We start from the raw sequence: 23800 nt of genomic DNA, 5'->3' as shown, positions 1-23800 counted from the left end.
CAGATCGGAAAGGGATGACGAGACATGTTTGGGCGGGTTAAATAACGCTATCGTATGGTACTAGACGGCTTTTTCGCATGCAGCCAGGTCGGCTTACGGAGTGCGGCGGCTCAAAGAACACGTTTTACCCCGGGAATGGCGAGGACGATTCCGGCGATCCAATAGCAAGCGACGCAGCTTAGCGAACCGGTCACCGCGAACTTGATCAACGGATTCACGTGCGCGTGGCTCCATAGAAGGGCGACCCCCACCAAAACGGGCGGATGCACGATATAAATCGTATAGGCGCGCCTAGCTAGGCGTTGGCCGAAGCCGGTTAGTTGGAGGAATGCGGTTTGAAACCGTTGGAGCAAGAACAGGATCACGCCCCAGGCGACGAACGGCTCCCATAGCGCGTAGATGACTTGCAGGATGCCGCGGTGCATGCTGGGCGGGAGCCAAGGAAGGAAGTAAGCAATCGGCAATATCGGCACGGTAAGAAGCGCGATGCACCACCAAAGCCTTGTTTCCCGTCGCGGCAAGGATTCGAGCATCCGCTCGTTCGCGGCTAGGAAGCCGGCGACGAAGAGGACGACGTAGCTCGCGAAGTAGCCGAGTTGCAAGCCCGAGACATTCACGCCGACCGGCCACCGCATTCTCAAGAGCAACGCTGCGCCGCCCGTCAGCAGCGCGGCGCCGGCGAGCGTCGCATTCGTGGGAAACGCGAAGATTCGCGAGGGCGCGCGCTGATTCATGCGGCGCCTAAGCATTAGGAAACCCGTGAGCAACAGCGTGAAAATCAGCAATGCTTGCGCGAACCACATCGGCCCGCTATCGAACGTTCCCAGAATGAGTGCTTTGAACGCCGGTCCGAAAGTAGCTCCGTCGTGTGTTCGTACCAATGCGATCGTAGAGGGGCCGAGAATCCATCCATAAAAGAGCAACGGTAGCCCGAGCCTGGCAAAGCGGTCCGCGAGGAAGCGGGCCGAGCCCTTTGCCTCGAGCGACGGCCGTGTGTAATAGCCCGCCAAGAGAAAGAACAGGCCCATGAAAAAGGCCTGGTTGATCGTGCAAAAGAGGACAAGGCAAATGGATTCGACAGTGCGAGCCGGTGCGATCTCGTGGTAGTACCATCCTCCAATCGCGCCATAGGTAATGGCGCAATGATGAAACACGACCAAGAGCGTCGTAAAGGCGCGCAATGCATCGAGTCCGGCGTTTCTGCCGACCCGGCTCGGTGCGCGGAGGACGCCGTCTAGCCTCCGCGGGAGGTCGTTTTCGAATACCGTCACGTTGCATCCCCATGCCGTGAGGATCGGCAATAAAGTAAGCCCGCAACTTATCGCAGCCACATTACGTTTTGCCCACGTTCGAATGAACATGGGCGGCGCGTAGGCTAATCTCGACCGAAACCTAAAGCGCGCGAAGAAACGAGACGATTTCCGAGCTGATGCGTTCCGCGGCTTCCTGCGCCAGCCAGTGGCCCGCGTTGGGAATCACGTGGGAACCTTGAAGGTTCGGTACGTACTTCGGCATGGCGTCGATGATTTCACGCATGCCCGGCAGCGCGAGCCCCGTATCGCGCTCGCCCACGAGATACAAGGCGGGCACTTGCACGAGCAAGCCATCGAATGCGGCCTGCAATTCCCAATTCCGGTCGAGGTTGCGGTAGTAATTGAGCCCGCCGCGGAACCCCGACGTTTCAAAGGCTTCGACGAATACATTCAAATCGGATGGCGCAAGCCATGCAAGCGGCGACGAGGGGTCCGGCAAGGCATCAAGGAGCCCTTGGTTCCTAGCGAGGACGCCAAAGGGGTTGGGTGAATTCCCGTCCCGGGGGCCCGCATCGCCCGATGCGGCGAAATAGATTTTGCGCAGCGTGCTGGTCACGTCGCGCTCGAACTCGCGCTCGGCCAACCCGGGCTGCGCAAAGTAGTGCGTATAGAACCAAGCTTGCTCGGTTTGCGGAAAAAGCCGGCTCGGCGCTATCGGCGCCCGTCCCATCATGGGGACCCCGAGCGCTACGACCGCGCGGAAACGGTCGGGCCGCAGCAGCGCCGCTTGCCATGCGAGGGTGGCTCCCCAATCGCTCCCTACGACGACGGCATGTCGCTCGCCGAGAGCATCTAAAATCCCGAGCAGGTCGCCGACGATGTCGAGTGTCGTGTAATGATCGGCTTGCGCCGGGCAACTGCTGAGGCCGAAGCCGCGCAGATCCGGTGCAATCGCGCGGAAACCCGCTGCCGATAGCGCGACGAGTTGATGGCGCCACGAATACGAAGTCTCGGGAAATCCATGAAGCAACAGCACCAACGGACCTTCGCCTTGCTCGGCCAGGTGGAGGCGAACGCCGTTGGCTTCGATGAACGATTGCGTGAATGTTTGCACGGTTGCCCTCCGTCGGATATTCCATTTCGATGAATATATCGTAACATCAAAAGTAACGATTAAGCGACCTCGACCGATATGCAACTGGACACCCGGCTAGCCAGGCTTTTACACGTGCTCATTCATATGCACTTGCGCGGCGGCACGACGACATCCGATACGATCGCGAAAATGCTGCACACCAATCCCTCGCTGGTGCGGCGGACGATGGCGGCGTTGCGCGAGGCGGGTTATGTGGAATCAGTCGCCGGACCGGGCGGAGGGTGGGCGTTGTCTTGCGCGCTTGCCGACGTGACGGTGCGCGATATTTACACCGCGATCGCCTACAAGGGGGTGTTTGCATTGGGTCCAGCGGACGACAATCCTGCTTGCCCCGTCGAATCCGCCGTCAACGGATTTCTCGAGGACGCGCTCGGGCGCGCGCAGGACACGTTGCTGCGAACACTGGAAGCCACGCGTCTTTCCGACATCGCTGCCGGCGTGAAAAAGGCGAGGCACTAACGTGTCCTTAGCGTGAGGCGGCCGCCGTCGCTAAAGTTTTGCGCGCGGATGCCGTTGACCACGGCGTGCCGATGCGACGTCGAGAGAGCGACGCTCGGCAACTCCCCCAATGAACAGATAACGGATACATGGCGCAACGCTGTCGGTTTAGAGCCTCTTTGATCTGGGGCGCGTTAGCTTTGCTTGCCGCGCTACCGGCGGTCGCATCGGCGTCGAGCGCGGATGTGATCGAACCCGAGGCCCCGCTGAACGAACGAATCGTTCGCGTGCCGGTTCAAGCATCGCCGCCGATTAGCTTGGAGGTGACGGTCTATATGCCGGCGCACTCCGCGAGCGACGGCTTTTTTCCGCTTGCGCTTGTCAATCATGGGGCATCGCACGACCCGGCTAATGCGCCGCGCGTGGGCGATCAATTCATTCCGTGGTATTTCCTCTCGCGCGGTTATGCCGTTGCGATGCCGATGATGCGCGGCTATGCGCACTCCTACGGTCATACGATGCCGCACGGGTGCGACGTGCTGGCCATCGGTGGGGACGCCGCCAAGGATATTCGCAAGGTTCTCGATTCGATCAAAGAGCTTCCGGGCATCGATACGTCGAAGATCGTAGTCGCCGGCAAGAGCATGGGTGGGTGGAACACGCTAGTATTCGGCGCGAGCAACCCTTCGGACGTGAAAGGCTTGCTCAATTTCGCGGGAGGCGTCAAAGAATCCGATTGCAAAACGCCCGACGAGAGCCTGATTTCGGCTTCCGCCGACCTGGGCGCCCGCACGCGGTTGCCTTCGATCTGGTTCTACGGTGACAACGATCAGATTTTCTCGGTAGCCACATGGCGCGCAATGTACGCCCGCTACTCGGGAGCCGGCGCGCACGCCGAGCTGGTGGACTACGGGGCCTTTCAGAAAGACGCTCACGCCATGACGGCTTCGGGCGCTGGCCTGCCGCTGTGGGTGGCCAACGCCGATGCGTTTTTGGCGCGCATCGGCATGCCAAATCGCGAAATCAATCAGGAATACCTGCCGCGTCCCGCGCCGAAAGCCAGCGGCTATGCAACGATCGGCGATGCGTTGGCAGTGCCCTATCTCAGCGAAGCGCAGAAGGTAACGCTGTACGAGAGCTATCTCGCTGCGCCGACGCCCAAGGCACTGGCCATCGGCAGTACTAACGGCGCCTGGGTCTCGGGCAGTTTCGATCCGATGCGCAGCGCGATGCGGCAATGCTGGGCGCGTTCGAAGTACTGCCAACTCTATGCGGTCGACGACACGGTCGTATGGCCGCGTCAGGAGTCGGCGCCACCCGCCACGCACTTTGCGGCCCTTCAGGACCTCAAGGCGGTACCGTATTTGCGCGCGGACGGACGGCTCGCTTATACGCGCTATCTCGCCTCGCGCCGGCCCCGGGCATTTGCGATTGCGCCCGACGGTGCGTGGGGTGCGGCGTCCGGTGTCGATCCGGTCAACGACGCCTTGGCCCAGTGCGCGAACGGGCATACGGGTTGTCGCGTTTATTCGGTCGACGGCGACGTGGTGTGGGCGGCAAAGTAGTCGCGCCGTTGCACGGGTGCATCGTATCGGTGTCGACAAATCGAACCGACAGATAGTAAGATTAACTTGCAAGTTAATCTGTCGTGTTATATCTTCGATACCTATGACGCCCACACGCCCCCCCGATCTCTCGTTGGATCTCATCGTTGCCGAGTTGATGCCGGCGATCGGCCAGCTCGTCCGCAAGCTTCGCTCGGAAGCCCATTCCAGCGAGTTCAATCTTTCCGAGGCGAGTGTGCTTGGGCGGCTTGAACGCGACGGGCCGATGACGACCGCGGATCTCGCTCGCGCCGAATCGATGAGGCCTCAATCGATGAAATCGATCCTGTCGATTCTCGAAGAGCAGGGATGCGTCGAGCGCAAGCCTCATCCAACCGACGGCCGTCAAATTCTGTTCGTGCTGACTTCGAAGGGTCTCGAGGCACGGCGGCAGCGCAGCATGGCCAAACGCGATTGGCTCGTCGAAGCGCTGGCGAAACTCGATCCGACTGAATTGCGGACGTTAGCGGCGGCGTTGCCGATTATTCGCCGGCTCGGCGGGTCCTGACGACGAGCAGCGCGCGTCGCCCGCTGCATCGAGCGGGTCAATCGACCGGGAAACAGCGGATGGACTACGACAATGAAAAAGACGTGCGGCTCGATGCGCGACCTCGCGAGGCGCTCGATCCGTCGGTCTGGAAAATCACGATCGTCGTGGCGCTCGGCTCGCTGCTCGCGCAATTGGATGCGACGATCGTCAACGTATCGTTGTCGAGTCTCGCGCTCGACTTGCACGCTTCGCTGCCGGCCATTCAATGGGTCACGAGCGGCTATCTGCTCGCGCTGACGTTCGTCTTGCCGTTGAATGGCTGGCTCGTTGAACGCATCGGCGGGAAGGCGCTGTATCTCTGGTGCTTCTCGCTCTTCACGGTCAGTTCGGGATTGTGCGGCCTCGCGTGGTCGGTTTCCTCATTGATTGGCTTTCGTCTCCTGCAAGGCGTGAGCGGCGGCCTGCTCGCACCGATGGCGCAATTGATGATGAAGCGGGCGGCCGGCAGTCAGTTCACGCGTATCGCCGGCTATGCGGCGTTTCCGATTTTGCTCGGGCCGCTCTTGGGGCCCGTTATTGCTGGCGCGATTCTGCACTATGGATCATGGCGTTGGCTTTTCGTCGTCAACCTTCCCGTCGGCATCGTTGCCGTCTTGCTGGCCGTGCGCTTCTTGCCGGATGACAAAGATGAGCGCGCGTCGCGCGAACTCGATTGGCTGGGCCTCGTTTTACTGTCTCCCGGGCTGGCGTTGGTCTTGTTCGGCGCCGAACAACGCGCGGGGGCGGCCGCGACAATAGCGGGCTGCACGCTGCTTGCCGCGTTCATCTACGTTCAGCGGCGAAAAGGGGAGCGGGCACTGATCGATCTCGCTCAGTTTCGCAGCAAAGTATTTGCGGCCGCGTCGGTCGCTCAATTTCTCTCGAACGGCGTGTCGTTCTCGGGACAGATGCTTATCCCGCTTTATCTGATCGAGGCGTGCGGCCGCTCGCCCGCGGCGATGGGATGGATGCTTGCGCCGTTGGGGCTCGGGATGATGCTGACCTATCCGTCGCTCGGATTTTTGACGGAGCGTTTCGGGGCACGTACGGTGGCTTGCGCGGGCGCCGCGCTCGCCGTGTGCGCGACGCTCGGTTTAGCCGCATTGGCCTATTACCGGGGCGACTCCTGGGTGCTCCCGTGCGCGTTGTTCGTTCGCGGAATGGGGCAGGGCGCGGTGGGCCTGCCGACGATGTCCGTCGCCTATGCGTCGGTGGAACGGCGCCGGCTGTCGATGGCCACTACCACGATGAATATCGCGCAGCGGCTAGGCGGGCCGACACTGACTACGCTGTGCGCGGTCTTTCTTGCTGCGATGCTCGGGCGCGGCGAGACGGGCGCGGGTGCCAACGCTTGGATGTGGGCCTTTTTGCTGCTTGCCGGATTGCATGCGCTGACCGGCCTTGCGGCAATGGCGCTTCCGTCTCGGCGGCGCTCCGAGCTGCGGTAGCCAGCGCGATCGGGCTGCTCGAAGTACGGGTGTCTCTTGCAGCCGCGATATCATATCGGTCCGCCTTCACCGTATGCCGTCGCGTCATGACTCAACCCTTGCGTGAGCTCTCTCCCCTCGAAGCCCGTGTCCTCGGCGTGCTGGTCGAAAAGCAGCACACCGTCCCCGATACCTATCCGCTGTCGCTGAACGCGCTGACGGCGGGCTGCAATCAGAAAACGGCTCGCTCGCCTGTCATGAGCGTGACCGAGCCCGAGGTCCAGACCGCTGTCGATGGTTTGAAGCGCCTTAGCCTCGTGATGGAGGCAAGCAGCAGCCGCGTTACGCGCTTCGAACACAACATGAATCGTGTGCTCGGGATTCCGAGCCAGTCGGCCGCGTTGCTGACGGTGCTGCTATTGCGCGGCCCGCAGACGGCGGCCGAACTGCGCCTGAACGCGGCACGTCTGCACGGTTTCGCCGACAACTCGTCGGTCGAGGCTTTCCTCGAGGAGCTTGCCGCGCGCACTCCGGCGCTCGTCGTGAAACTGCCGTGCGCGCCCGGCGAGCGGGAAAACCGCTGGATGCATTTGATGTGCGGCGAAGTCAGCATCGACGTCGTTGCCGCCGCGCGCGCGTCCTCGCAAGAGCCGATCGCGACGACCGAGTTCGAGGCTTTGAGAGCGGAGCAGCAGCGCCTGGCGGGCGAGGTCGCTCAATTGCGCGCACTGGTCGAGCGGATGGCCGCCGAACTGGGCATGTCCGCCGATCGCCCCGCGCAGGACTGAGCGAGACGAGGACGGATACGCAATGAAAGCGGTACGCCTGATTCCGATCCTTCTGCTGGTGCTGGCGAATCGGTGCATGGCATTCGATGTATGGGGCTTTACGAGCGGCGAGGATCGTGCCGCTGTGGAACGTGCCGCGAAAGAGCACGGCGATGAGCTGCGACAGATCGAAGGTTTAACCGTGGTGAATAGGCGGAGCCCGGATACCGGTGCATTCGAAACATACCACCTGCGCTATTGCAATGATCGATTGGGCGGCGTGACGAAAGTCGAATCGTTTACGCCGGCCGGTGCGGTGAACGAGCTATCCGACCTGATCGGGCGGTATGGAGCGCCGCAGGTGTCCGCCGATGAAAACACCATTCACTCGTTCACCGATTTCGTCGTGAAGGAAGTCAAGTACGCCTGGCGCCCAAAGAACGACGAAGTGCTACTGACGATGAATCTGCCGGCGGCGCAGGGTCTAAAACTCGAGCCCGGCATGACACTCAGCATGACACTCATCTACGGCGACACCGCCGTCTGTGGCTCCGCCGCGCCGGCGCAATCGGCCCCGCACGATTGATCTCGCTCGAAGCATTATCGGCCGCCTCATCCGCGCGGCGGATTCATTCGCTTTCCCTTCTTCTTGATCTCGCGCGATAAGTCGCCCAAGGTCACCTTGCCGAGCTTCGCGAGCAACGCTTTTTCGGCTTCCTGAACGGTTGCCGCGAGGTGCGCGTTGACGGCCTGCTCGACGAGGCATTGCGGATCGTCTTCCGTGACGAGTGTGGAAAACAGCGCGGGTTCTCCCGCGCTGCGATAGACATCGAGCAGGGTGATGTCATCGAGCGATACGGTCAGCACCCAGCCGCCGCCATGCCCCTTTTCCGATCGGACATAGCCGCTCTCGCGCAGACCCGAGAGCAGCCGGCGTACGACGACCGGGTTGGTGCAGAGCATCTCGGCCATCGCATCGGAAGTCAAAGGCCGCTCGGCATGCTCCATATGCAAGAGCGCATGCAGTAGGCGGGACAACCGGCTATCGGTTCTCATCTGGCAACAGTTCTCTCGAAACATCAAAAGTTGCGTGATGATATCATCCGTCCTATCATGTAACTTGTGATGTTTCATGAGATCGAAAAAATCACGAGACGAACCGGACCTCGGGCGGCACACACGTCTCACTTCATTCGGACAGCAGACATGGAAGAACAGTACGACGTCCTCATCGTCGGCGGTAGTTTCGCGGGGCTTTCGGCAGCGATGCAATTGGCGCGTGCGCGCCGCCGCGTGCTATTGATCGACGCGGGCAAGCCGCGAAACCGCTTCGCGTCGCATGCCCATGGCTTTTTCGGGCAGGACGGCGTGCCGCCACCGGACGTCGTCGCCGCCGCTACGCGCCAATTGCTGAAGTACCCCACGGTATCGCTCGTAACCGGTGAAGCGAAGCGAGCCCATCGCGTGGCGGGCGGCTTTCGAATCGAGCTTGCCGATGGCTCGTGCTCGCAAGCCAGCCGATTGATCTTGGCCACGGGCATCCGGGACATACTCCCGCCGGCATTGTCTGGGCTTGCCGAGCGGTGGGGCATTAGCGTGCTGCACTGTCCCTACTGTCACGGGTACGAGGTAGGCGACCGGCGACTCGGCGTGCTCGCCACGCATCCGCTCTCGATTCATCAAGCGATGCTGATCCCGGATTGGGGGCCGACGACCTGGTTTACGCAAGGAATCGTCGAGCCGGATGAGCGTGAAGCGGCGCGGCTGCGGGCGCGCGGCGTGGAGATCGAACGTACGCCCGTGGCGGAGATATTGGGCGAGGCGCCGGCGATAAGCGCGTTGCGCCTAATCGACGGACGAGAAATTCAGATCGATGCGCTCTTCATCGGTGCTCGGACGGAAATGACCTGCGATCTTCCCGAGCAACTGGGCTGCGCGATCGACGAAGGTCCGCTGGGTCCTGTCATTCGCGTGGACGAATGGAAGGAAACGAGCGTGGCCGGCGTCTATGCGGCGGGCGATGCGTCGACGGCTATGACGAATGCGACGTTCGCGTCGGCGTCCGGCGTGATGGCCGGCGTCGCCGCTCATCGGTCGCTCATCTACGCGGACTAAGGTGGAACACAACGGCCGAGCTCGGGTTGCCGCGATCAATGTTCCGCCGGCATTTGCATCTGCGCTTGCGCGTATTGCGAGGGCGGCAGTCCGACGAATCGAGCGAACGCGACGCTGAATGCGCTCGCGGAGCCGTAGCCGACGCGTTGCGCCACTTCCGCGACGCTTCCCTCGTTGCGCAATAGCATTTTCTTGGCCAATGCCATGCGCCAGGCATGCAGATATTCCATCGGCGCCATTCCTACCGCGCGATTGAATCGATCGAAAAATGCCGAGCGCGACAGCGCGGCGTGCTTGGCGAGCTGCGCGACAGTCCACGCTCGCGTCGGGCTCTCGTGCATGCAACGGATCGCAACGGCCAGGCGCTCGTCGCCGAGCCCGCGCAACAGGCCGGGCGATAGCGCGGTGCCGGAGGTCGAGCGAAACGCCTCGATAAACAGCACTTCCAATAACCGCGCCAGTACGATGTCGCGCGCGGGTCGCGCCGAACGGAATTCGTCGACCACGAGTTGCACGAGCGTCCTCAAGCGGCGCTCGCCGCGTATATGAACGAGGCTAGGCAGCAGCGATACGAGCAATGCCGCATCGGGCGAACCGAAGATGCAATGGCCCACCAAAAAACGAACTTCGGGGGATACCCCTCGTGTGCCGAGACTGAATTCGCCGTTCGGCAGCACCACGGGGGGACTATCGGCGGCGTCCGATATCGGCGGCGTGAGACTCGACATCGTCAGGCTCGATGACGAGGGGATGAGAATGAAATCATCCGCTTGGAGCGTGATCGGTGCTTGACCATCGACGGTCAAGGTGCAAACGCCATCGAGGATGACGCAATACAGCGGCTCGTTCGCATCGTACCGCCGAACGCGCCATCGACCCGCGCAGTTCACGACCTTGGAGACCGATGCGCTCGGTTGGAGCAGCAGAACCACTTCGGACAACGGATCAACCATGACCGGACTCTCGCGAACGAAACTTGGACTTTGAATTGTAGCGAATCCGGCTTTGGAGGCCTATCGTTTGCGTACCGCTAACGCTCGATAGGAGTGCCCGCTTTTATGAAAACCGTTCTGATCACCGGCTGCTCATCTGGTTTCGGCCTTGAAATCGCCCGCCACTTTCTCGCGCGCGACTGGCGAGTGATCGCCACCATGCGGACCCCGCGCGAAGACGTGTTGCCGCGCGCCGAACACTTGCAACTACTGGAGCTCGACGTCACGGACCCCGAGAGTATCCGGCGCGCGGTGCAGACGGCCGGTCCCATCGATGTCCTCGTCAACAACGCAGGCATTGGCGTGCTCAATGCGCTGGAAGGCACGTCGATGGATATCGCGCGTGAAGTGTTCGAAACGAATACGCTCGGAACCATCGCGATGACGCAGGCCTTTCTCCCTCAGTTCAGGCAGCGGCGCGCGGGCGTCATCGTCAACGTGACCTCCACTGTCACGCTGAGGTCGCTCCCCTTGCTGTCCGTCTATACGGCGAGCAAGGCAGCGGTCAATGCATTTACGGAATCGCTTGCGCTCGAGTTGGCGCCGTTCAACGTGCGTGCAACTTTGGTGCTGCCCGGCCGCGCGCCCGATACGCGCTTCGGCGAGAACGCCCAACCGCGGATGCGCGACGGCTTCCCGGAGCCGTATGCCGAAATGGCGCAGGGCATCTTCAAACAGTGGGAGCAATCGACGGCCGTCACGCGCTCGATCGATGTGGCCGAAGCGGTATGGCGCGCGGCAACCGATCCGTCGTGTCCCAATCGCATCCCGGCGGGCGAGGACGCGGTCGCGCTGTTCGGCTGAATGAGACAACGCGCGGGCGAGCCGCGCGTTGCCTCCGTCGCTCAGGACGAGCGTTTTGCGTTGTAACCCTCAGCCGGGCCGTAGCCGCCACCGCCCGGCGTTTGAATCACGACGACATCGTCCTCCCGTACCTGCATGCGATGCCGTGCGCCGAAGTACTCGCGCGTGCCGTCGTTGCGCTCGATCCAGTTCGCGCCCACGGCGCCCGGGCCGCCTCCCTCCAGTCCGAACGGCGGCACGAGACGCCGGTTTGCAAGCATGACGGCCGTCATCGGTTCGAGGAAGCGCACACGCCTTTCGGTTCCGTCGCCGCCGCGATGCCGGCCGGCTCCGCCGCTCCCTAGCCGCACGCCGAACGCATCGAGCCGCACGGGGAAGCGCCATTCGAGCACTTCCGGATCGGTCAAACGCGAGTTCGTCATATGGGTCTGCACGGCGCTGCATCCATCGAACGTAGGGCCCGCGCCCGATCCGCCGCAGATCGTCTCATAGTACTGGTGACGGTCGTTACCGAACGTAAAGTTATTCATCGTGCCCTGGGCGCCCGCCATGACGCCGAGCGCGCCGTAAAGCGCATCGGTCACGACTTGCGACGTCTCGACGTTGCCGGCGACGACGGCCGCCGGATAGCGCGGATTGAGCATCGAGCCTTCGGGAATGCGGATCTCGAGCGGCTTTAGGCAGCCTGCGTTCAGCGGTATATCCTCATCCACCAGCGTACGGAAGACATAGAGCACGGCCGCTTTGCAAATCGCGGACGGCGCGTTGAAGTTATTGGGCTGCTGTTCGCTCGTGCCGGTAAAATCGATGACGGCCGAACGCTGGACTTTGTCGATCGAGACGCTGACGACGATTTTTGCGCCGTCGTCGAAGGCGTACTCGAAGCGTCCGTCTTTGAGCACCGAGAGGGTCCGTCGCACGACTTCCTCGGCGTTGTCCTGCACGTGCTGCATATAGGCCCGCACCGTATCGATGCCGAATTGCGCGCACATCCGCTCGAGTTCCTGCGCGCCCTTCGTGCAGGCGGCCACTTGCGCCCGCAGGTCGGCCAGATTTTGCTCGACGTTGCGCACGGGCCAGCGGCCCGATAGGAGCTTGTCGCGCAGGCGAGCCTCGAGGAAGCGGCCCTCGGCGACGAGTTGGACGTTATCGAGCAGCACACCCTCCTCGTCGACGTGAACCGAATCGGGCGGCATCGATCCCGGCGTCACGCCGCCGATATCGGCATGATGCCCGCGTGCCGCCACGTAAAACTCCGGCTCGTTCGAGTCCGAAGCGAATACGGGCATGATGACGGTGACATCGGGCAAGTGCGTGCCGCCCGCATACGGCGCGTTGAGGGCGAATGCATCGCCGGGCCGCATGGTTCCCCCCCGGCGTTCGATGACGGTGCGCACGCTTTCGCCCATCGAGCCGAGATGGACGGGCATGTGCGGTGCGTTGGCGATCAAGTTGCCGCCGGCATCGAATAGGGCGCAAGAGAAGTCCAGCCGCTCCTTGATGTTGACCGAGTACGAGGTGTTCGCGAGCGTCACGCCCATTTGCTCGGCGATCGACATGAACAGGTTATTGAACACTTCGAGCAGTACCGGATCGGCCTGGGTGCCCGCTGCGTGACGCGCTTCCAGCGGAGTCGTGCGCTCTACGACCATATGATTGTGGCGCGTCACGGCCAGTTGCCAACCCGGCTCGACGATCGTCGTACCCGTGCGTTCCTTGATGATCGCAGGGCCGTCGATCCGCGCGCCCGGCGCCATCGAATCGCGATCGTAGACAGGTGCCTCGCGCCATTGTCCGCCTGTAAACACGCGTGCTGAAATCATGGGGTTCGGCTGCATCGACGCTGTTTCGGCGAGCGGCCAGTGCTCTTCCGCCGCTTGACGGGTGCTGCCGATCGCCTCGACGGCCACGGCCTCGACGACCAATTCGCGATTGGGCATCAGAAAGCCATAGCGCGTGCGGTAAAGCGTTTCGAATTGCGTGATGACCGCCGCGACGTCGTCGCCGAAATCGACTTCGAGCGCCGTATCGGTGCCGTCGTATTTGACGTGCAGTTTATGGCGCAGCGCGATGCGGCTGTCGTCGATCCGTTGCGCGGCGACTTCGTCGCGCGCGGCTTCGGCCAGCTCGGCGAAGGCGGCCCGGCAATCGGCCAGCGCGCGTTCGTTCAGCGGCACTTCCATCGCTCGCTGGCGCAGCGCGCGGACATCGGCGAGGCCCATGCCGTATGCCGACAGCACACCCGCGAGCGGATGAATGAATACGCGCGTCATGCCGAGCGCGTCCGCCACGAGGCAGGCGTGCTGTCCGCCGGCGCCGCCGAAGCAGGCGAGCGTATATTGCGTGACGTCGTAGCCGCGCTGGACCGAAATCTGTTTGATCGCGTTGGCCATGTTTTCGACCGCGATTTTCAAAAATCCTTCGGCGACCTCCTCCGGCGTGCGCTCGATCCCCGTCGAGGCTGAAACGGCGGCGGCCAATTGCGCGAACCGTTGCTCGACGATCGCGTCGTCGAGCGGTTCGTCCCCGTGCGGACCGAACACGCTCGGAAACCACCGCGGATCGAGCTTACCGGTCATGACGTTGCAATCGGTGACGGTCAACGGGCCGCCGCGCCGGTAGGCCGCCGGGCCCGGATTGGCCCCGGCGCTTTCCGGACCTACGCGCAAACGCGTTCCATCGAAGGTGCAGATCGAGCCGCCACCGGCGGCGACGGTATGGATCTTCATCATCGGCGCGCGAATGCGTACGCCCGCCACCTCCGTGACGAAGTCGCGCTCGTATTCTCCCGCATAGTGCGTGACGTCGGTCGAGGTGCCGCCCATATCGAAGCCGATAATGCGATCGAAGCCCGCGAGCGCAGCCACTTGCGCTGCTCCGACGATGCCGCCCGCGGGGCCCGAGAGGATCGCGTCCTTGCCTTGGAAGCGATGAGCGTCGGTCAAACCCCCGTTGCTTTGCATGAATTGCAGCGGCACCGCGCCGAGTTCGCTCTCCACTTGCCGCACGTAGTGACGCAACACCGGCGAGAGGTAGGCATCTACGACGGTCGTATCGCCGCGCGAGACTAGCTTCATGAGCGGGCTGACTTCGTGACTGACGGAGATTTGCGTGAATCCGATGTCTTGCGCGATGGCCTTGAGCCGCCGCTCATGCTCCGGGTGACGATAGGCGTGCATCAAGACGATGGCGCAGGACCGGATGCCGTCATCGTAGGCCTGCTCAAGCGCGGCGCGAGCAGCGGCCTCGTCGAGCTCCCGCACGCGTTCGCCTCTCGCCCCGATGCGCTCGTCAATCTCCACGACGCGTTCATATAACAGCGTGGGGAGCTCGATCCGGCGCACGAACAGCTTGGGCCGACAGCGTGGGGAGCTCGATCCGGCGCACGAACAGCTTGGGCCGGTTCTGATAGGCGATACGTAACGCATCCGCGAAACCCTTCGTGATCGCGAGGACCGTGCGCTCTCCTTTGCGCTCGAGCAGCGCATTCGTGGCGACGGTCGTGCCCATGCGAACGCATTCGATCCGTTCGGCGGGGACGGGGGCACCGTCCGGCACGCCGAGCAACTCGCGAATGCCCTGCACGGCGGAGTCGCGATAACGCTCGGGATTTTCCGATAGGACCTTATGAGTGACCAGCGTACCGTCGGGACGCCGCGCGACGATATCCGTGAACGTGCCGCCGCGGTCTACCCAAAATTGCCATCGTTCGGAGTCCGAAGTAATTGTCTCTGGATTGTGCTTCATGTCGTCGTACTTCATGGTTTCGATAAAGGGCGATGCGGGGATCAGTGCTTCAATTGCGCGCCGCGTGTTTCGGGCAGCGTAAGGGCAGCCAGTATGACGACGCCGTAGGCGCAGGCGGCGAAAGTGCCGATCGCGGCGCCGAGCGCCATCTTTTGCGCGACGTAGCCGATGAGGAACGGAAACGCTGCGCCTACGGCACGGCCGAAGTTGTAACAAAAGCCCTGGCCGGATCCACGGACGCGCGTGGGAAAGAGTTCCGACATGAACGCGCCCATCCCCGAAAAAATCCCCGATGCGAAAAACCCGAGCGGGAATCCCAGGATCAGCAAGAGCGTGTTATCGAGCGACAGATGTGTATAGGCAATCGCAATGATCATCGAAGCGAGGGCGTACGTGATGAAGGCAAGCTTTCGACCGGCTCGGTCGGAAAGCCAGGCGCCGCACAGATAGCCCGCGTACGACCCCGCGATGATGACGGCCAGATATCCGCCGGTACCGATGACGCTCAGGTGCTGTTCCGTCTTAAGGTAAGTCGGGAGCCACGTCGTGATGGCGTAGTAGCCGCCTTGCGCGCCGGTGGCGAGCAGGGCTGTGCGCAGTGTCGTGAACCACATGTCGGCGCCGAATATCTCCATGAACGAGTGCGCGGTGTTCGTCTCGCGCTCTTGCGCTTTGGCCAGCCGGTGCACCTCGGGCTCTTCCACCAAGCGGCGGATGAAGATCACGAACGGCGCGGGCGCGATGCCGAGGGCGAACAGTGCGCGCCAAGCGGTTTCGGCGGGCAGTAGCGAAAAGACGAGCGTATAGAGTCCGGCGGAGACGGCCCAGCCGATCGCCCAGCCCGCTTGAACCATGCCGACCGCCTTGCCGCGGTCGCGGGCGCGGATCACTTCTCCCATCAATACGGCGCCGGCCGTCCATTCGCCGCCGAATCCCAAGCCCATCAACCCGCGTGCGACGAGCAGTTGCGTGAAGTTCTGCGCGAATGCGCAGGCGAGCGTGAAGAGCGCGAACCAGACGATCGTGATCTGCAGCGTGCGTACGCGCCCGATCCGATCGGACAGGATGCCCGCGATCCAGCCGCCGAGCGCGGACATCAAGAGTGTGACGGTGCCGATGAGGCCCGCTTGGCCGGAGGTCAATCCCCACGTTGCGATCAGCGTGGGGATGACGAAGCTTAAGAATTGCGTATCCATCGCATCGAGGGCGTAGCCCGCTTTGCAACTCCAAAATGCGCGGCGTTCGTTCGCGCGCAAATGGCCGTACCAAGCGAACAGTGCATGACCGCCGTGTCCGGCGGCGTTGCCTCCGGCATCGTCGGCGTGTTCGATCTCGGGGTAGCGTGCTTCGGAATTCATTACAGTCTCCTCACTACGACGTGCATGCACCGGCAGGCCGCGTCAAAGGACGGCGAGCGATGCGTTGGGGATGTCGGTTACGAGCATGTGGCCCGGGCGATGAGCAATGGCAAACGGCAGCCGCGCGGCTTCCAACGCGCTTTGCGGTGTGACGCCGCAGGCCCAGAACACAGGCAGTTCGTTTTCATGGATCGTTACGGCGTCCCCGTAGTCGGGGCGCGACAGATCGGCGATACCGATCGCACGCGGGCTGCCCAAATGGACGGGGGCGCCGTGCACGGAAGGAAAGCGGCTCGTGACCTGCACCGCGCGGATGGCGTTCGCGCCCGTCATCGGCCGCATCGATACGACGAGTTTCCCGCCGAACGGACCGGCTGGCACGTTGTCGATATCGGTGCGGAACATCGGCACGTTGACGCCTTCTTCCACGTGGCGTAGTCCGATGCGTTCGTTCGCCAGCATCTGCTCGAACGAGAACGAGCAGCCGATCGCGAACGCCACGAGATCGTCGTTCCAAAGAGAGACGATGTCGTCGGGCTGTTCGCTCAATTCGCCGTTGCGATAGACGTTGTAGCCCGGGACGTCGGTGCGCAGATCGAGATCCTCTCCTAGCGAGGGCACGTTCCATTGGCCGCGCTCGCCGACGCCCAAGAGCGGGCACGCCTTAGGGTTTCTTACGCAGAACCGGAGGAAATCCTCGGCGTAGGCGCTCGGGACGATCACGAGATTGGCTTGCGCGTACTCGCCGCATTGGCCGGCGGTCGGCCCCTTGAAGTCCTTGTGGCGAACGAGTTGGCGGAATCGATACGGCATGACGGCATTCCTCGATGAGATGGCTTGATGAGCAGATTAGGTTTGAAAAAAATGACGCGCCAGCAAGTTATTCCGCGCGCTGCTGTCAAGTTTCTCTTAACGGTTTTATCCGGGTTTTCCCCAAAGCGGCGCGCGCAGAATCGGCATTGGATTGAGATAAAAATCAAGCGGGAGAAGGGTTTCAAGGCGATACGCGCGGCGTTATAGGCGGTCGGCCGGATTGACTTAGTTCATGCTTGGGGATGGAATCGACGCATCGAAGCGAGAGGGGATAGGTCTTCGATTCACTTAACATTCGCGCATGGATGCCGTTATGCAGAAGGGCCGCGAGTGGTGTGCGCCGCGCCGTGCCCACCGTCTGAATCGCCTATTTCGTCTGAAGAAAGAAAACATCATGTCCCGCTTATCCCTGCGACAAAAGCTTTGGATCCCGCTGCTCCTGACTTGGGTGGGGTTGCTTACGCTCACGGTCTGGCACGCCATGCAGATGCGCGAAATGCAACTGACCGAGCGCAAGCACGCGCTTGCCGATGTCACGGAGGCGGCGTATTCGATCGCCGCCGGCCTCGATCGCGACGCGCAAGCGGGCAAACTTCCCGCGGATGCCGCCAAGCAGCAAGCGCTCGCGCGTATTGCCGACCTTCGTTATAGCGGCAATGGCTATGTGACCGTCGTCGGAGCGGATTCGGTCGTGGTCATGCACCCGATGGCGCCGAAGCTCAATGGCAAGGACATGTCGCAGTGGAAAGACTCGAAGGGCAACTTGCTCTATCGGGACATCGCGGCGGCCGGCGCATCGCCGGACGGGATGGGTTACGTCGAATACTGGTGGCCGAAGCCGGGCGAGACGGCGCCGAGTTCGAAGCTAGGATTCGTCAAACGCTATAAGCCGTGGAATTGGGATTTTATTGCGGGCGTGTACCAGGACGATATCCAAGCGGCTTTCTATCGCACGCTCGGTACCTCGTTCGCGGTCCTGATCGTACTTGGCGTGGCGATTTCGATTCTGACCTCGCTCGCCGTGAAGAGCGTGCGCCGCTCGGTGGGCGGCGAGCCGGCGAAGGCCGCCGAATTGGCGCGCCAAATCGCGTCGGGCGATTTGACGGGACGCATCGATGTCGCGCAAGGGGACGACGACAGTATCGTCTCCGCCATTGCATACACACGCGATACGCTCGCGGGCACCGTATCGCGCGTGAAGTCCGCGGCGGAGACGATCCGGGGTGCGGCTGCCGAGATCGCCACAGGCAACGGCGATTTGTCGAGCCGTACCGAGCAGCAAGCGGCATCGCTCGAACAAACCGCGGCGGCCATGGACGAGCTTACCTCGACGGTCAAGCAAAACGCGGAAAACGCGTCGCGGGCGACGGAGGTGGCGGCTAGCGCGTCATCGGAGGCGGAGCGCGGCGGCGGTGTGGTCGGCGATGTCGTGAGCAAGGTCAGGGCGATCGCCGAGAGTTCGAAAAAGGTGGCGGATATCACGTCGGTCATCGACAGCATCGCGTTCCAAACCAACATCCTGGCACTGAACGCGGCCGTCGAGGCCGCGCGGGCGGGCGAGCACGGGCGCGGCTTCGCGGTGGTTGCGAGCGAGGTTCGTAGCTTGGCGCAGCGCAGTGCGGCGGCCGCGAAGGAGATCCGGGTGCTGGTGGATACGTCGCTGGCACAAGTCGAGAGCGGGGCGGCGCTCGCGGAAAGCGCGGGTGATGCGATGGAGAGCATCGTTGCGGCCGTCAAGCGCGTAACGACGATCGTCGATGAGATTGCCACGGCATCGAGCCAACAGAGCATCGGTATCGACGAAGTCAATCGAGCGATCTCGCAGATGGACGGCGCGACGCAACAAAACGCGGCGCTCGTGGAACAGGCGGCCGCGGCGGCGGTTTCGCTCAACGAGCAAGCCCAGCAACTTGGCGAGGCGATGCAAGCGTTTCGCGTTGCCGAAGAGGGGGCGTTGCGCGCTAGGCGATGAATACGCGATTCGTCGAAACTTTCGTTACGCTGGCGGAGCTCGAAAGCTTTCGCGCCACGGCGCGCGTGCTGCACGCCACGCCGGCGACGATTTCGTTACGGATCAAATCGCTCGAAGACGAGCTGCGCACCGAACTCGTCGACCGGTCGACGAACCAATTTCGCCTGACGCCGGCGGGCGAGAGCTTGCTCGGGCTCGCGCGCAACGTGGTCGATGCGGCGCGCGCGCTGCGCGAGGCCGCCGGAGAGGAGGTCGTCGTCGGCGGAAAACTACGCTTGGGCGTCATCGAGACGCTCGTGCATTCTTGGCTTGCTCACTATGTCACGCATCTCAATGCCAAATTTCCGCAACTTGACGTCGACCTGACCGTCGATTCGAGCGCGGTTTTGCAGCAACGATTGCTGGCGGGCGAACTCGATTTGGTTATCCGCGTGGAGGGAATCGACAGCACGAAGATCGCCTCGAGTGCGATCGCAAGCTATCCCGTGCGGTGGATCGCGAAGCGCGGCTTACTGTCGCGGCGCACGGCGGGCCTAGCCGCGCGCGTGCTTCAGCGTCCGATCTTGACCTTCGGCCGCGGTACCGCTCCCCAGGTTGCCTTGCAAAGCATCGTGCTCACGCTCGCGCGCCAAGAGAACGTCCGGCCCGAGCACACGCGCGTGACGTGCTCCCCTTCGGTCGCCGCGATCGTTCAGCTCGTGCGCGATGGTTACGGCGTGGCCTGTATTCCCAGCCTATTCGTGACAGAGGAGTTGCGCACGGGCGAGTTCGTCGAATTGCCGTTGAAGCCGGTCCCACCGCCGATCGTGGTTTCCGTGTGCAAGCCGGCCAATGCCAGCGCGATGGTCAACGCAGCCGCGAGCGCCGCGCATATCGCTTGCACGGCCTATTGCCGCACCAAGCGGCGCGATCTTATCGAAGCCCTCTGACGCGCTGCTGCCGGATTGGTATCATGAAGTATCATCTATTTTGATACTTCTCAAAACTAGTGATACTTGGTGATACTCACCATCCGTGATTGACTGGTATCATGAAGTATCACGCATTTTGATACCTATCAAACTTGATGATGCTTCATGAAACTCCCGAACCGGATCCGTGGCATTTTGCGCGTTCCGACCTGGCGGCGGCGTATCTGGATGCGTTCGATCTGAAGTTGTCGTCCGCCCGTGGACTGTTCGCGCGACGGCGTATGGGTAAGACGGAATTTTTGCTGCGCGATTTGCTGCCCGCCGCCGTCGCACGCGGCTACCTCGTTGCTTATACGAACCTATGGGACAGCCGCTCGGCACCGGAGACGGCCTTGCTAGCCGCGCTTTCCGAAGCACTCGAGCCGCAGGGCCTGAAAGCCGTGTTCGCCAAACTTGGCAGGCCCGTGAAGAAAGTGAAGGCAACGGCCGCCGTCTCGGGTATCGAAGGCACGTTCGAAGCCGAATTGGCCGCACACAAGACGGACGGCGCCACCGCGCTGCGGGAAATCCTCAAACAGATCGATCGTCAAGGAAAGCCGCTGCTGCTCGCGATCGACGAGGCGCAGGTACTGGCGCGCGCCACGCATAGCGACTTTGCTCATTCGCTGCGCGCCGCGCTCGACATCCGTAAGCTCAGTATCAAGGTCATCTTCGCGGGCAGTTCCGAAACCACGCTGCGCGAGATGTTTGCGCGAGCGTCGGAGCCGTTCTACAACTGGGCGACGCTGGAGCCGTTCCCGCTATTGGGAGATGAATTCGTGAATTTCACGGTCAAGCTCATGAACAGCATGATCAAGAACAAGCTCACGCTGGCCGAGGGCAGGCAGGCATTCGAGGAGTTGCATCGGACGCCCGAATTTTTCAAACGATTCGTCGAGCGCTATGTGCTCTATCAGCCGCAGGGCGTGCAAGCCGCTCTGGCGCACACGAAGGCTTCCGTGTTTTCGGACGAGCATTTTTCGAAACAATGGGCGGAAATGAACCCGGCGGATCGAGCGGTCGTCACGCTGCTCGCGCGCGGCGATACCGATATTCACGGGGCGGCGAGCATCGCCACGCTATCGGCATCGGTCGGAAAGAGCGCGACGAAAAATACCGTCGCGCATGCATTGCGGCGTTTGCAGGCCAATAACGTCGTGACGCGGCTCGGCCTGGGGGATTACCGCATCGAGGATGAAGCGTTCGCGGAGTGGGTTCGACGGCGCAAGCAGTAGGGTCGGGGCCGGGCGGTAACGATACGCCTTTCTACGGCGCCGCCGCGGCGACGCTTGCCGCGCACGCCGCGAACAGCCATCGCCGGAAAGCCGGCGCAGCGGGCGTCTCCGGCCGCGCCGGCGGGCAAACCAAGAAATATCCGCGCGCGGTGCTCACGGGCTCGTCGAACAGCGCGACCAACTGCCCGCTCGCGATGAGTTCGTCGACGAGCGGTAGCCATCCGAGCGCAACCCCCTGATGCGCCAATGCCGCGTTCATGACGAGCGCGTAGCTGTTGAACGTCGATCCGTGCCGGTCCGACGGCGCGCTCAATCCGTGCGTCGCGAACCAGCCATTCCAGCCTAACCAGCGCTCGGGTTCGGTGGGCTGCACGTGCAATAGGTGCGCCTCGTACAAATCGGCCGGCTCGGCGATTTGAGGATGCGCTTCGCGAAACTTGAGCGAACAGACCGGGACGACTTCCTCGGGAAACAACCGTGTCGCCGTGCAGGGCGCCCAATCGCCGTCGCCGAATGCGATGGCCACGTCCGCGTGATCTCGGCGCGGGTCGAATGCCAGTTGCGAAGTCACCACCTTGACGTTGATGTCGGGCAATAGCCGCCTGAGGTCCATGAGCCGGGGCACGAGCCAGTAGGTCGCGAAACCGGCGTCGGTCAGGATCGTCAACGCGCCCTTGGCTCGCGCCGCGCGTATTTCGGAGACGGCATCGCGCATCGTGCCCATGCCTTCGCGTACCGCTTCATAAAGACGGCGGCCGTCGGCGGTCAGCGTGACGCCGCGGTGCCCTCGCTCGAACAGCGGCACCCCGAGATCCGACTCGAGCTGCACGATGCGCTGGCTGACGGCCGGCTGAGTGGATCCGAGTTCGCGCGCAGCCGCCGTGAAACTGGCCAGTCTCGCCGCGCACTCGAACACCGAAAGCATCTGCAGCGGCGGCAAACGGTCTTGGTCAGACATAAGCATGCCTTATAGGGCCATAAACAGCGGCCGTCTTCACACGCGAATTGTGGGTCGACATATTGGCGTCATCAGCCATTCAACGCATTGTAATCATCGACTTCATGAAGCCCAATACCGGAAAAAATATCCTCCTCTTGATGGCCGACCAAATGACGCCGTCGTCGCTCCGAATCCACGGCAACACGGTGTCGAAGACGCCGCGCATCGACGCATTGGCGCGGCAAGGTGTGGTGTTCGATTCCGCCTACTGCGCGAGCCCGCTGTGCGCGCCGTCGCGCTTCGCCCTCATGGCCGGCAAGCTTCCGTCGAGGATCGGTGCTTACGATAACGCCGCGGAATTGGCTGCGCAAACGCTCACTTTCGCGCACTACTTGAGGGCAGCGGGATACCGCACCGTCCTGTCGGGCAAGATGCATTTTTGCGGGCCGGACCAATTACACGGCTTCGAGGAGCGATTGACGACCGATATCTATCCCGCCGATTTCGGCTGGGTGCCCGACTGGGAGCGGCCCGACGTGCGGCCGAGCTGGTATCACAACATGAGTTCGGTATTGGAAGCGGGCCCTTGCGTGCGGACCAATCAACTCGATTTCGACGACGAGGTCACGTTCACCGTCCGCCAAAAGCTGTACGACATCGCGCGCGAGCGACAGGCCGGCAGCGATGCGCGGCCTTTTTGCGTCGTCGCTTCGCTGACCCATCCGCATGATCCGTATGCGATTCCCGCGGCCTATTGGAATCTCTACCGCGACGACGAAATCGATATGCCGCGCACGACGCTTACGCTCGGCGAGAGCGATCCGCATTCGCGGCGGTTGCGCCACGTATGCGAGAACGATCGCACGCCGCCGACCGAGCAGCACATCCGCAACGCGCGCCGTGCGTATTACGGAGCGCTGTCCTATGTCGACGCGCAGTTCGGCGCGATCCTCGATACGCTCGACGCAACGGGATTGGGCGAGGATACGATCGTGATCGTCACCTCGGATCACGGCGACATGCTGGGCGAGCGCGGGCTCTGGTACAAGATGACGTTCTTCGAAAACGCGGCTCGCGTGCCGTTGATCGTCCACGTGCCGAAAGCGTACGGTGCGCGCCGCGTGAGCGTCAGCGTCTCCACGATCGATTTGCTGCCGACGCTCGTCGAACTGGCGACGGGCACGCGGGACATGGCATGGCCCGATCCGATCGATGGACGCAGCCTCGTGCCGCACTTGCAAGGCGACGCGGGACATGACGAAGCCTTCGGCGAATATTTGGCCGAGGGCGCGCTCGCACCGATCGTGATGATTCGGCGCGGCCCTTACAAATTCATTCATACGCCAGCCGACCCCGATCAACTGTTCGATTTGCAAGCCGATCCGGGCGAGCTGACCAACCTCGCAAACGATCCCGCCTACGCGCGGACGGTCGAGGGCTTTTTGGCGGAGGTACGGCATCGCTGGGATCTTGAGGCGTTGCATCGAGACGTGCTCGCGAGCCAGCGGCGCCGCCGGTTCCACTACGCGGCGACCACGCAAGGCCGCATCCAGGCGTGGGATTGGCAGCCGTTCAGCGATGCGAGCCAGCGTTACATGCGCAACCATATCGACCTCGATACGCTCGAGGCGATGGCGCGATTCCCACGGGTCGCGCATGAGTGACCGGGCCGGTAGGGCGTCACGCTGACGGATCGAAGT

Annotated in this window: 19 protein-coding genes and 1 pseudogene; 12 read left to right on the top strand and 8 right to left on the bottom strand. The window is 62.5% G+C overall.

The features are described from left to right. Positions 1–110: 110 nt before the first annotated feature. Positions 111–1361 carry an acyltransferase family protein gene (locus tag DXT59_RS00700; RefSeq protein ID WP_116134909.1) on the bottom strand — a complete coding sequence of 417 codons (1251 nt, stop codon included), beginning with the start codon at positions 1359–1361 and terminating at the stop codon, positions 111–113. 31 nt (positions 1362–1392) lie between these two features. Continuing rightward, positions 1393–2367, bottom strand: coding sequence for an alpha/beta fold hydrolase (locus DXT59_RS00695; protein ID WP_116134906.1), 975 nt, complete (start codon positions 2365–2367; stop codon positions 1393–1395). A 78-nt stretch (positions 2368–2445) separates the two neighbouring features. Between DXT59_RS00695 and DXT59_RS00690 the strand changes: the two genes are divergently transcribed. The 6 genes from DXT59_RS00690 to DXT59_RS00665 all read left to right on the top strand — a co-directional run bounded on the left by DXT59_RS00690 (position 2446) and on the right by DXT59_RS00665 (position 7760). After that, positions 2446–2868 (top strand): Rrf2 family transcriptional regulator, encoded by a 423-nt coding sequence (locus DXT59_RS00690; protein WP_116134903.1) that lies wholly within the window; start codon positions 2446–2448, stop codon positions 2866–2868. A gap of 224 nt (positions 2869–3092) precedes the next feature. Further along, positions 3093–4412, top strand: a complete 1320-nt coding sequence (locus tag DXT59_RS00685; RefSeq protein WP_162877882.1) for a dienelactone hydrolase family protein — start codon at positions 3093–3095, stop codon at positions 4410–4412. Between the two features lie 103 nt (positions 4413–4515). Next, a complete protein-coding gene (locus DXT59_RS00680; RefSeq protein WP_116134897.1) occupies positions 4516–4959 on the top strand; it encodes a MarR family winged helix-turn-helix transcriptional regulator in 444 nt (147 codons plus the stop codon). A 59-nt stretch (positions 4960–5018) separates the two neighbouring features. Beyond that, positions 5019–6428 (top strand): DHA2 family efflux MFS transporter permease subunit, encoded by a 1410-nt coding sequence (locus DXT59_RS00675; RefSeq protein WP_116134894.1) that lies wholly within the window; start codon positions 5019–5021, stop codon positions 6426–6428. A gap of 86 nt (positions 6429–6514) precedes the next feature. Then, complete coding sequence (locus tag DXT59_RS00670) at positions 6515–7195, top strand: YceH family protein (protein ID WP_116134891.1); 681 nt, start codon at positions 6515–6517, stop codon at positions 7193–7195. Between the two features lie 22 nt (positions 7196–7217). Then, entirely contained in the window at positions 7218–7760 is a 543-nt protein-coding gene (locus DXT59_RS00665; RefSeq protein ID WP_116134888.1) for a hypothetical protein, read from the top strand. 26 nt (positions 7761–7786) lie between these two features. On the opposite strand, the gene DXT59_RS00660 is transcribed toward DXT59_RS00665, so the two are convergent. Then, on the bottom strand, positions 7787–8230 hold the full coding sequence (locus DXT59_RS00660; protein ID WP_116134972.1) for an RrF2 family transcriptional regulator: 444 nt from the start codon (positions 8228–8230) through the stop codon (positions 7787–7789). 150 nt (positions 8231–8380) lie between these two features. Here DXT59_RS00660 and DXT59_RS00655 point away from each other — a divergent pair, with 150 nt between their 5' ends. Continuing rightward, positions 8381–9289 (top strand): NAD(P)/FAD-dependent oxidoreductase, encoded by a 909-nt coding sequence (locus DXT59_RS00655; RefSeq protein WP_116134884.1) that lies wholly within the window; start codon positions 8381–8383, stop codon positions 9287–9289. Between the two features lie 35 nt (positions 9290–9324). Here the strand turns inward: DXT59_RS00655 and DXT59_RS00650 are convergent, their stop codons facing one another. Continuing rightward, positions 9325–10242 (bottom strand): AraC family transcriptional regulator, encoded by a 918-nt coding sequence (locus DXT59_RS00650; protein WP_116134882.1) that lies wholly within the window; start codon positions 10240–10242, stop codon positions 9325–9327. Positions 10243–10347: 105 nt separating this feature from the next. On the opposite strand from DXT59_RS00650, the gene DXT59_RS00645 reads away from it, so the two are divergent. Then, complete coding sequence (locus DXT59_RS00645; protein ID WP_116134880.1) at positions 10348–11085, top strand: SDR family oxidoreductase; 738 nt, start codon at positions 10348–10350, stop codon at positions 11083–11085. 41 nt (positions 11086–11126) lie between these two features. Here DXT59_RS00645 and DXT59_RS00640 read toward each other — a convergent pair. The 3 genes and pseudogenes from DXT59_RS00640 to DXT59_RS00630 form a co-directional block, all read right to left on the bottom strand. Beyond that, a pseudogene (locus tag DXT59_RS00640) lies at positions 11127–14832 on the bottom strand (hydantoinase B/oxoprolinase family protein). Positions 14833–14873: 41 nt separating this feature from the next. After that, positions 14874–16190 (bottom strand): MFS transporter, encoded by a 1317-nt coding sequence (locus DXT59_RS00635; RefSeq protein WP_116134878.1) that lies wholly within the window; start codon positions 16188–16190, stop codon positions 14874–14876. A gap of 42 nt (positions 16191–16232) precedes the next feature. After that, positions 16233–17024 (bottom strand): putative hydro-lyase, encoded by a 792-nt coding sequence (locus tag DXT59_RS00630; protein ID WP_275895751.1) that lies wholly within the window; start codon positions 17022–17024, stop codon positions 16233–16235. A 373-nt stretch (positions 17025–17397) separates the two neighbouring features. Here DXT59_RS00630 and DXT59_RS00620 point away from each other — a divergent pair, with 373 nt between their 5' ends. The 3 genes from DXT59_RS00620 (at position 17398) to DXT59_RS00610 (ending at position 21160) form a co-directional block, all read left to right on the top strand. Next, positions 17398–18975 carry a methyl-accepting chemotaxis protein gene (locus tag DXT59_RS00620; RefSeq protein WP_116134969.1) on the top strand — a complete coding sequence of 526 codons (1578 nt, stop codon included), beginning with the start codon at positions 17398–17400 and terminating at the stop codon, positions 18973–18975. Further along, on the top strand, positions 18972–19904 hold the full coding sequence (locus DXT59_RS00615; RefSeq protein WP_116134873.1) for a LysR family transcriptional regulator: 933 nt from the start codon (positions 18972–18974) through the stop codon (positions 19902–19904). The genes DXT59_RS00620 and DXT59_RS00615 overlap by 4 nt, the downstream gene beginning before the upstream one ends. A 137-nt stretch (positions 19905–20041) precedes the next feature. Further along, positions 20042–21160 carry an ATP-binding protein gene (locus tag DXT59_RS00610; protein WP_240324347.1) on the top strand — a complete coding sequence of 373 codons (1119 nt, stop codon included), beginning with the start codon at positions 20042–20044 and terminating at the stop codon, positions 21158–21160. A gap of 31 nt (positions 21161–21191) precedes the next feature. On the opposite strand, the gene DXT59_RS00605 is transcribed toward DXT59_RS00610, so the two are convergent. Continuing rightward, the gene (locus DXT59_RS00605) at positions 21192–22118 is read right to left on the bottom strand and encodes a choline sulfate utilization transcriptional regulator (protein WP_116134965.1); all 927 of its coding nucleotides are present in this window, start codon (positions 22116–22118) and stop codon (positions 21192–21194) included. Positions 22119–22222: 104 nt separating this feature from the next. Here DXT59_RS00605 and betC point away from each other — a divergent pair, with 104 nt between their 5' ends. Further along, the gene (betC, locus tag DXT59_RS00600) at positions 22223–23764 is read left to right on the top strand and encodes a choline-sulfatase (protein WP_116134871.1); all 1542 of its coding nucleotides are present in this window, start codon (positions 22223–22225) and stop codon (positions 23762–23764) included. Positions 23765–23800: the final 36 nt, after the last annotated feature.

It is taken from the genome of Trinickia diaoshuihuensis, from assembly GCF_003390925.1.
Taxonomy (GTDB): domain Bacteria; phylum Pseudomonadota; class Gammaproteobacteria; order Burkholderiales; family Burkholderiaceae; genus Trinickia; species Trinickia diaoshuihuensis.
This window is presented reverse-complemented; position numbering and strand designations above follow the sequence as displayed.

Coding starts and splice junctions, on each gene's coding strand:
- DXT59_RS00700 (WP_116134909.1), bottom strand. CDS start 1,361: ATGTTCATTCGAACGTGGGCAAAACGTAATGTGGCTGCGATAAGTTGC.
- DXT59_RS00690 (WP_116134903.1), top strand. CDS start 2,446: ATGCAACTGGACACCCGGCTAGCCAGGCTTTTACACGTGCTCATTCAT.
- DXT59_RS00680 (WP_116134897.1), top strand. CDS start 4,516: ATGACGCCCACACGCCCCCCCGATCTCTCGTTGGATCTCATCGTTGCC.
- DXT59_RS00675 (WP_116134894.1), top strand. CDS start 5,019: ATGGACTACGACAATGAAAAAGACGTGCGGCTCGATGCGCGACCTCGC.
- DXT59_RS00670 (WP_116134891.1), top strand. CDS start 6,515: ATGACTCAACCCTTGCGTGAGCTCTCTCCCCTCGAAGCCCGTGTCCTC.
- DXT59_RS00665 (WP_116134888.1), top strand. CDS start 7,218: ATGAAAGCGGTACGCCTGATTCCGATCCTTCTGCTGGTGCTGGCGAAT.
- DXT59_RS00660 (WP_116134972.1), bottom strand. CDS start 8,230: ATGAGAACCGATAGCCGGTTGTCCCGCCTACTGCATGCGCTCTTGCAT.
- DXT59_RS00655 (WP_116134884.1), top strand. CDS start 8,381: ATGGAAGAACAGTACGACGTCCTCATCGTCGGCGGTAGTTTCGCGGGG.
- DXT59_RS00650 (WP_116134882.1), bottom strand. CDS start 10,242: ATGGTTGATCCGTTGTCCGAAGTGGTTCTGCTGCTCCAACCGAGCGCA.
- DXT59_RS00645 (WP_116134880.1), top strand. CDS start 10,348: ATGAAAACCGTTCTGATCACCGGCTGCTCATCTGGTTTCGGCCTTGAA.
- DXT59_RS00635 (WP_116134878.1), bottom strand. CDS start 16,190: ATGAATTCCGAAGCACGCTACCCCGAGATCGAACACGCCGACGATGCC.
- DXT59_RS00620 (WP_116134969.1), top strand. CDS start 17,398: ATGTCCCGCTTATCCCTGCGACAAAAGCTTTGGATCCCGCTGCTCCTG.
- DXT59_RS00615 (WP_116134873.1), top strand. CDS start 18,972: ATGAATACGCGATTCGTCGAAACTTTCGTTACGCTGGCGGAGCTCGAA.
- DXT59_RS00610 (WP_240324347.1), top strand. CDS start 20,042: ATGATGCTTCATGAAACTCCCGAACCGGATCCGTGGCATTTTGCGCGT.
- DXT59_RS00605 (WP_116134965.1), bottom strand. CDS start 22,118: ATGTCTGACCAAGACCGTTTGCCGCCGCTGCAGATGCTTTCGGTGTTC.
- betC (WP_116134871.1), top strand. CDS start 22,223: ATGAAGCCCAATACCGGAAAAAATATCCTCCTCTTGATGGCCGACCAA.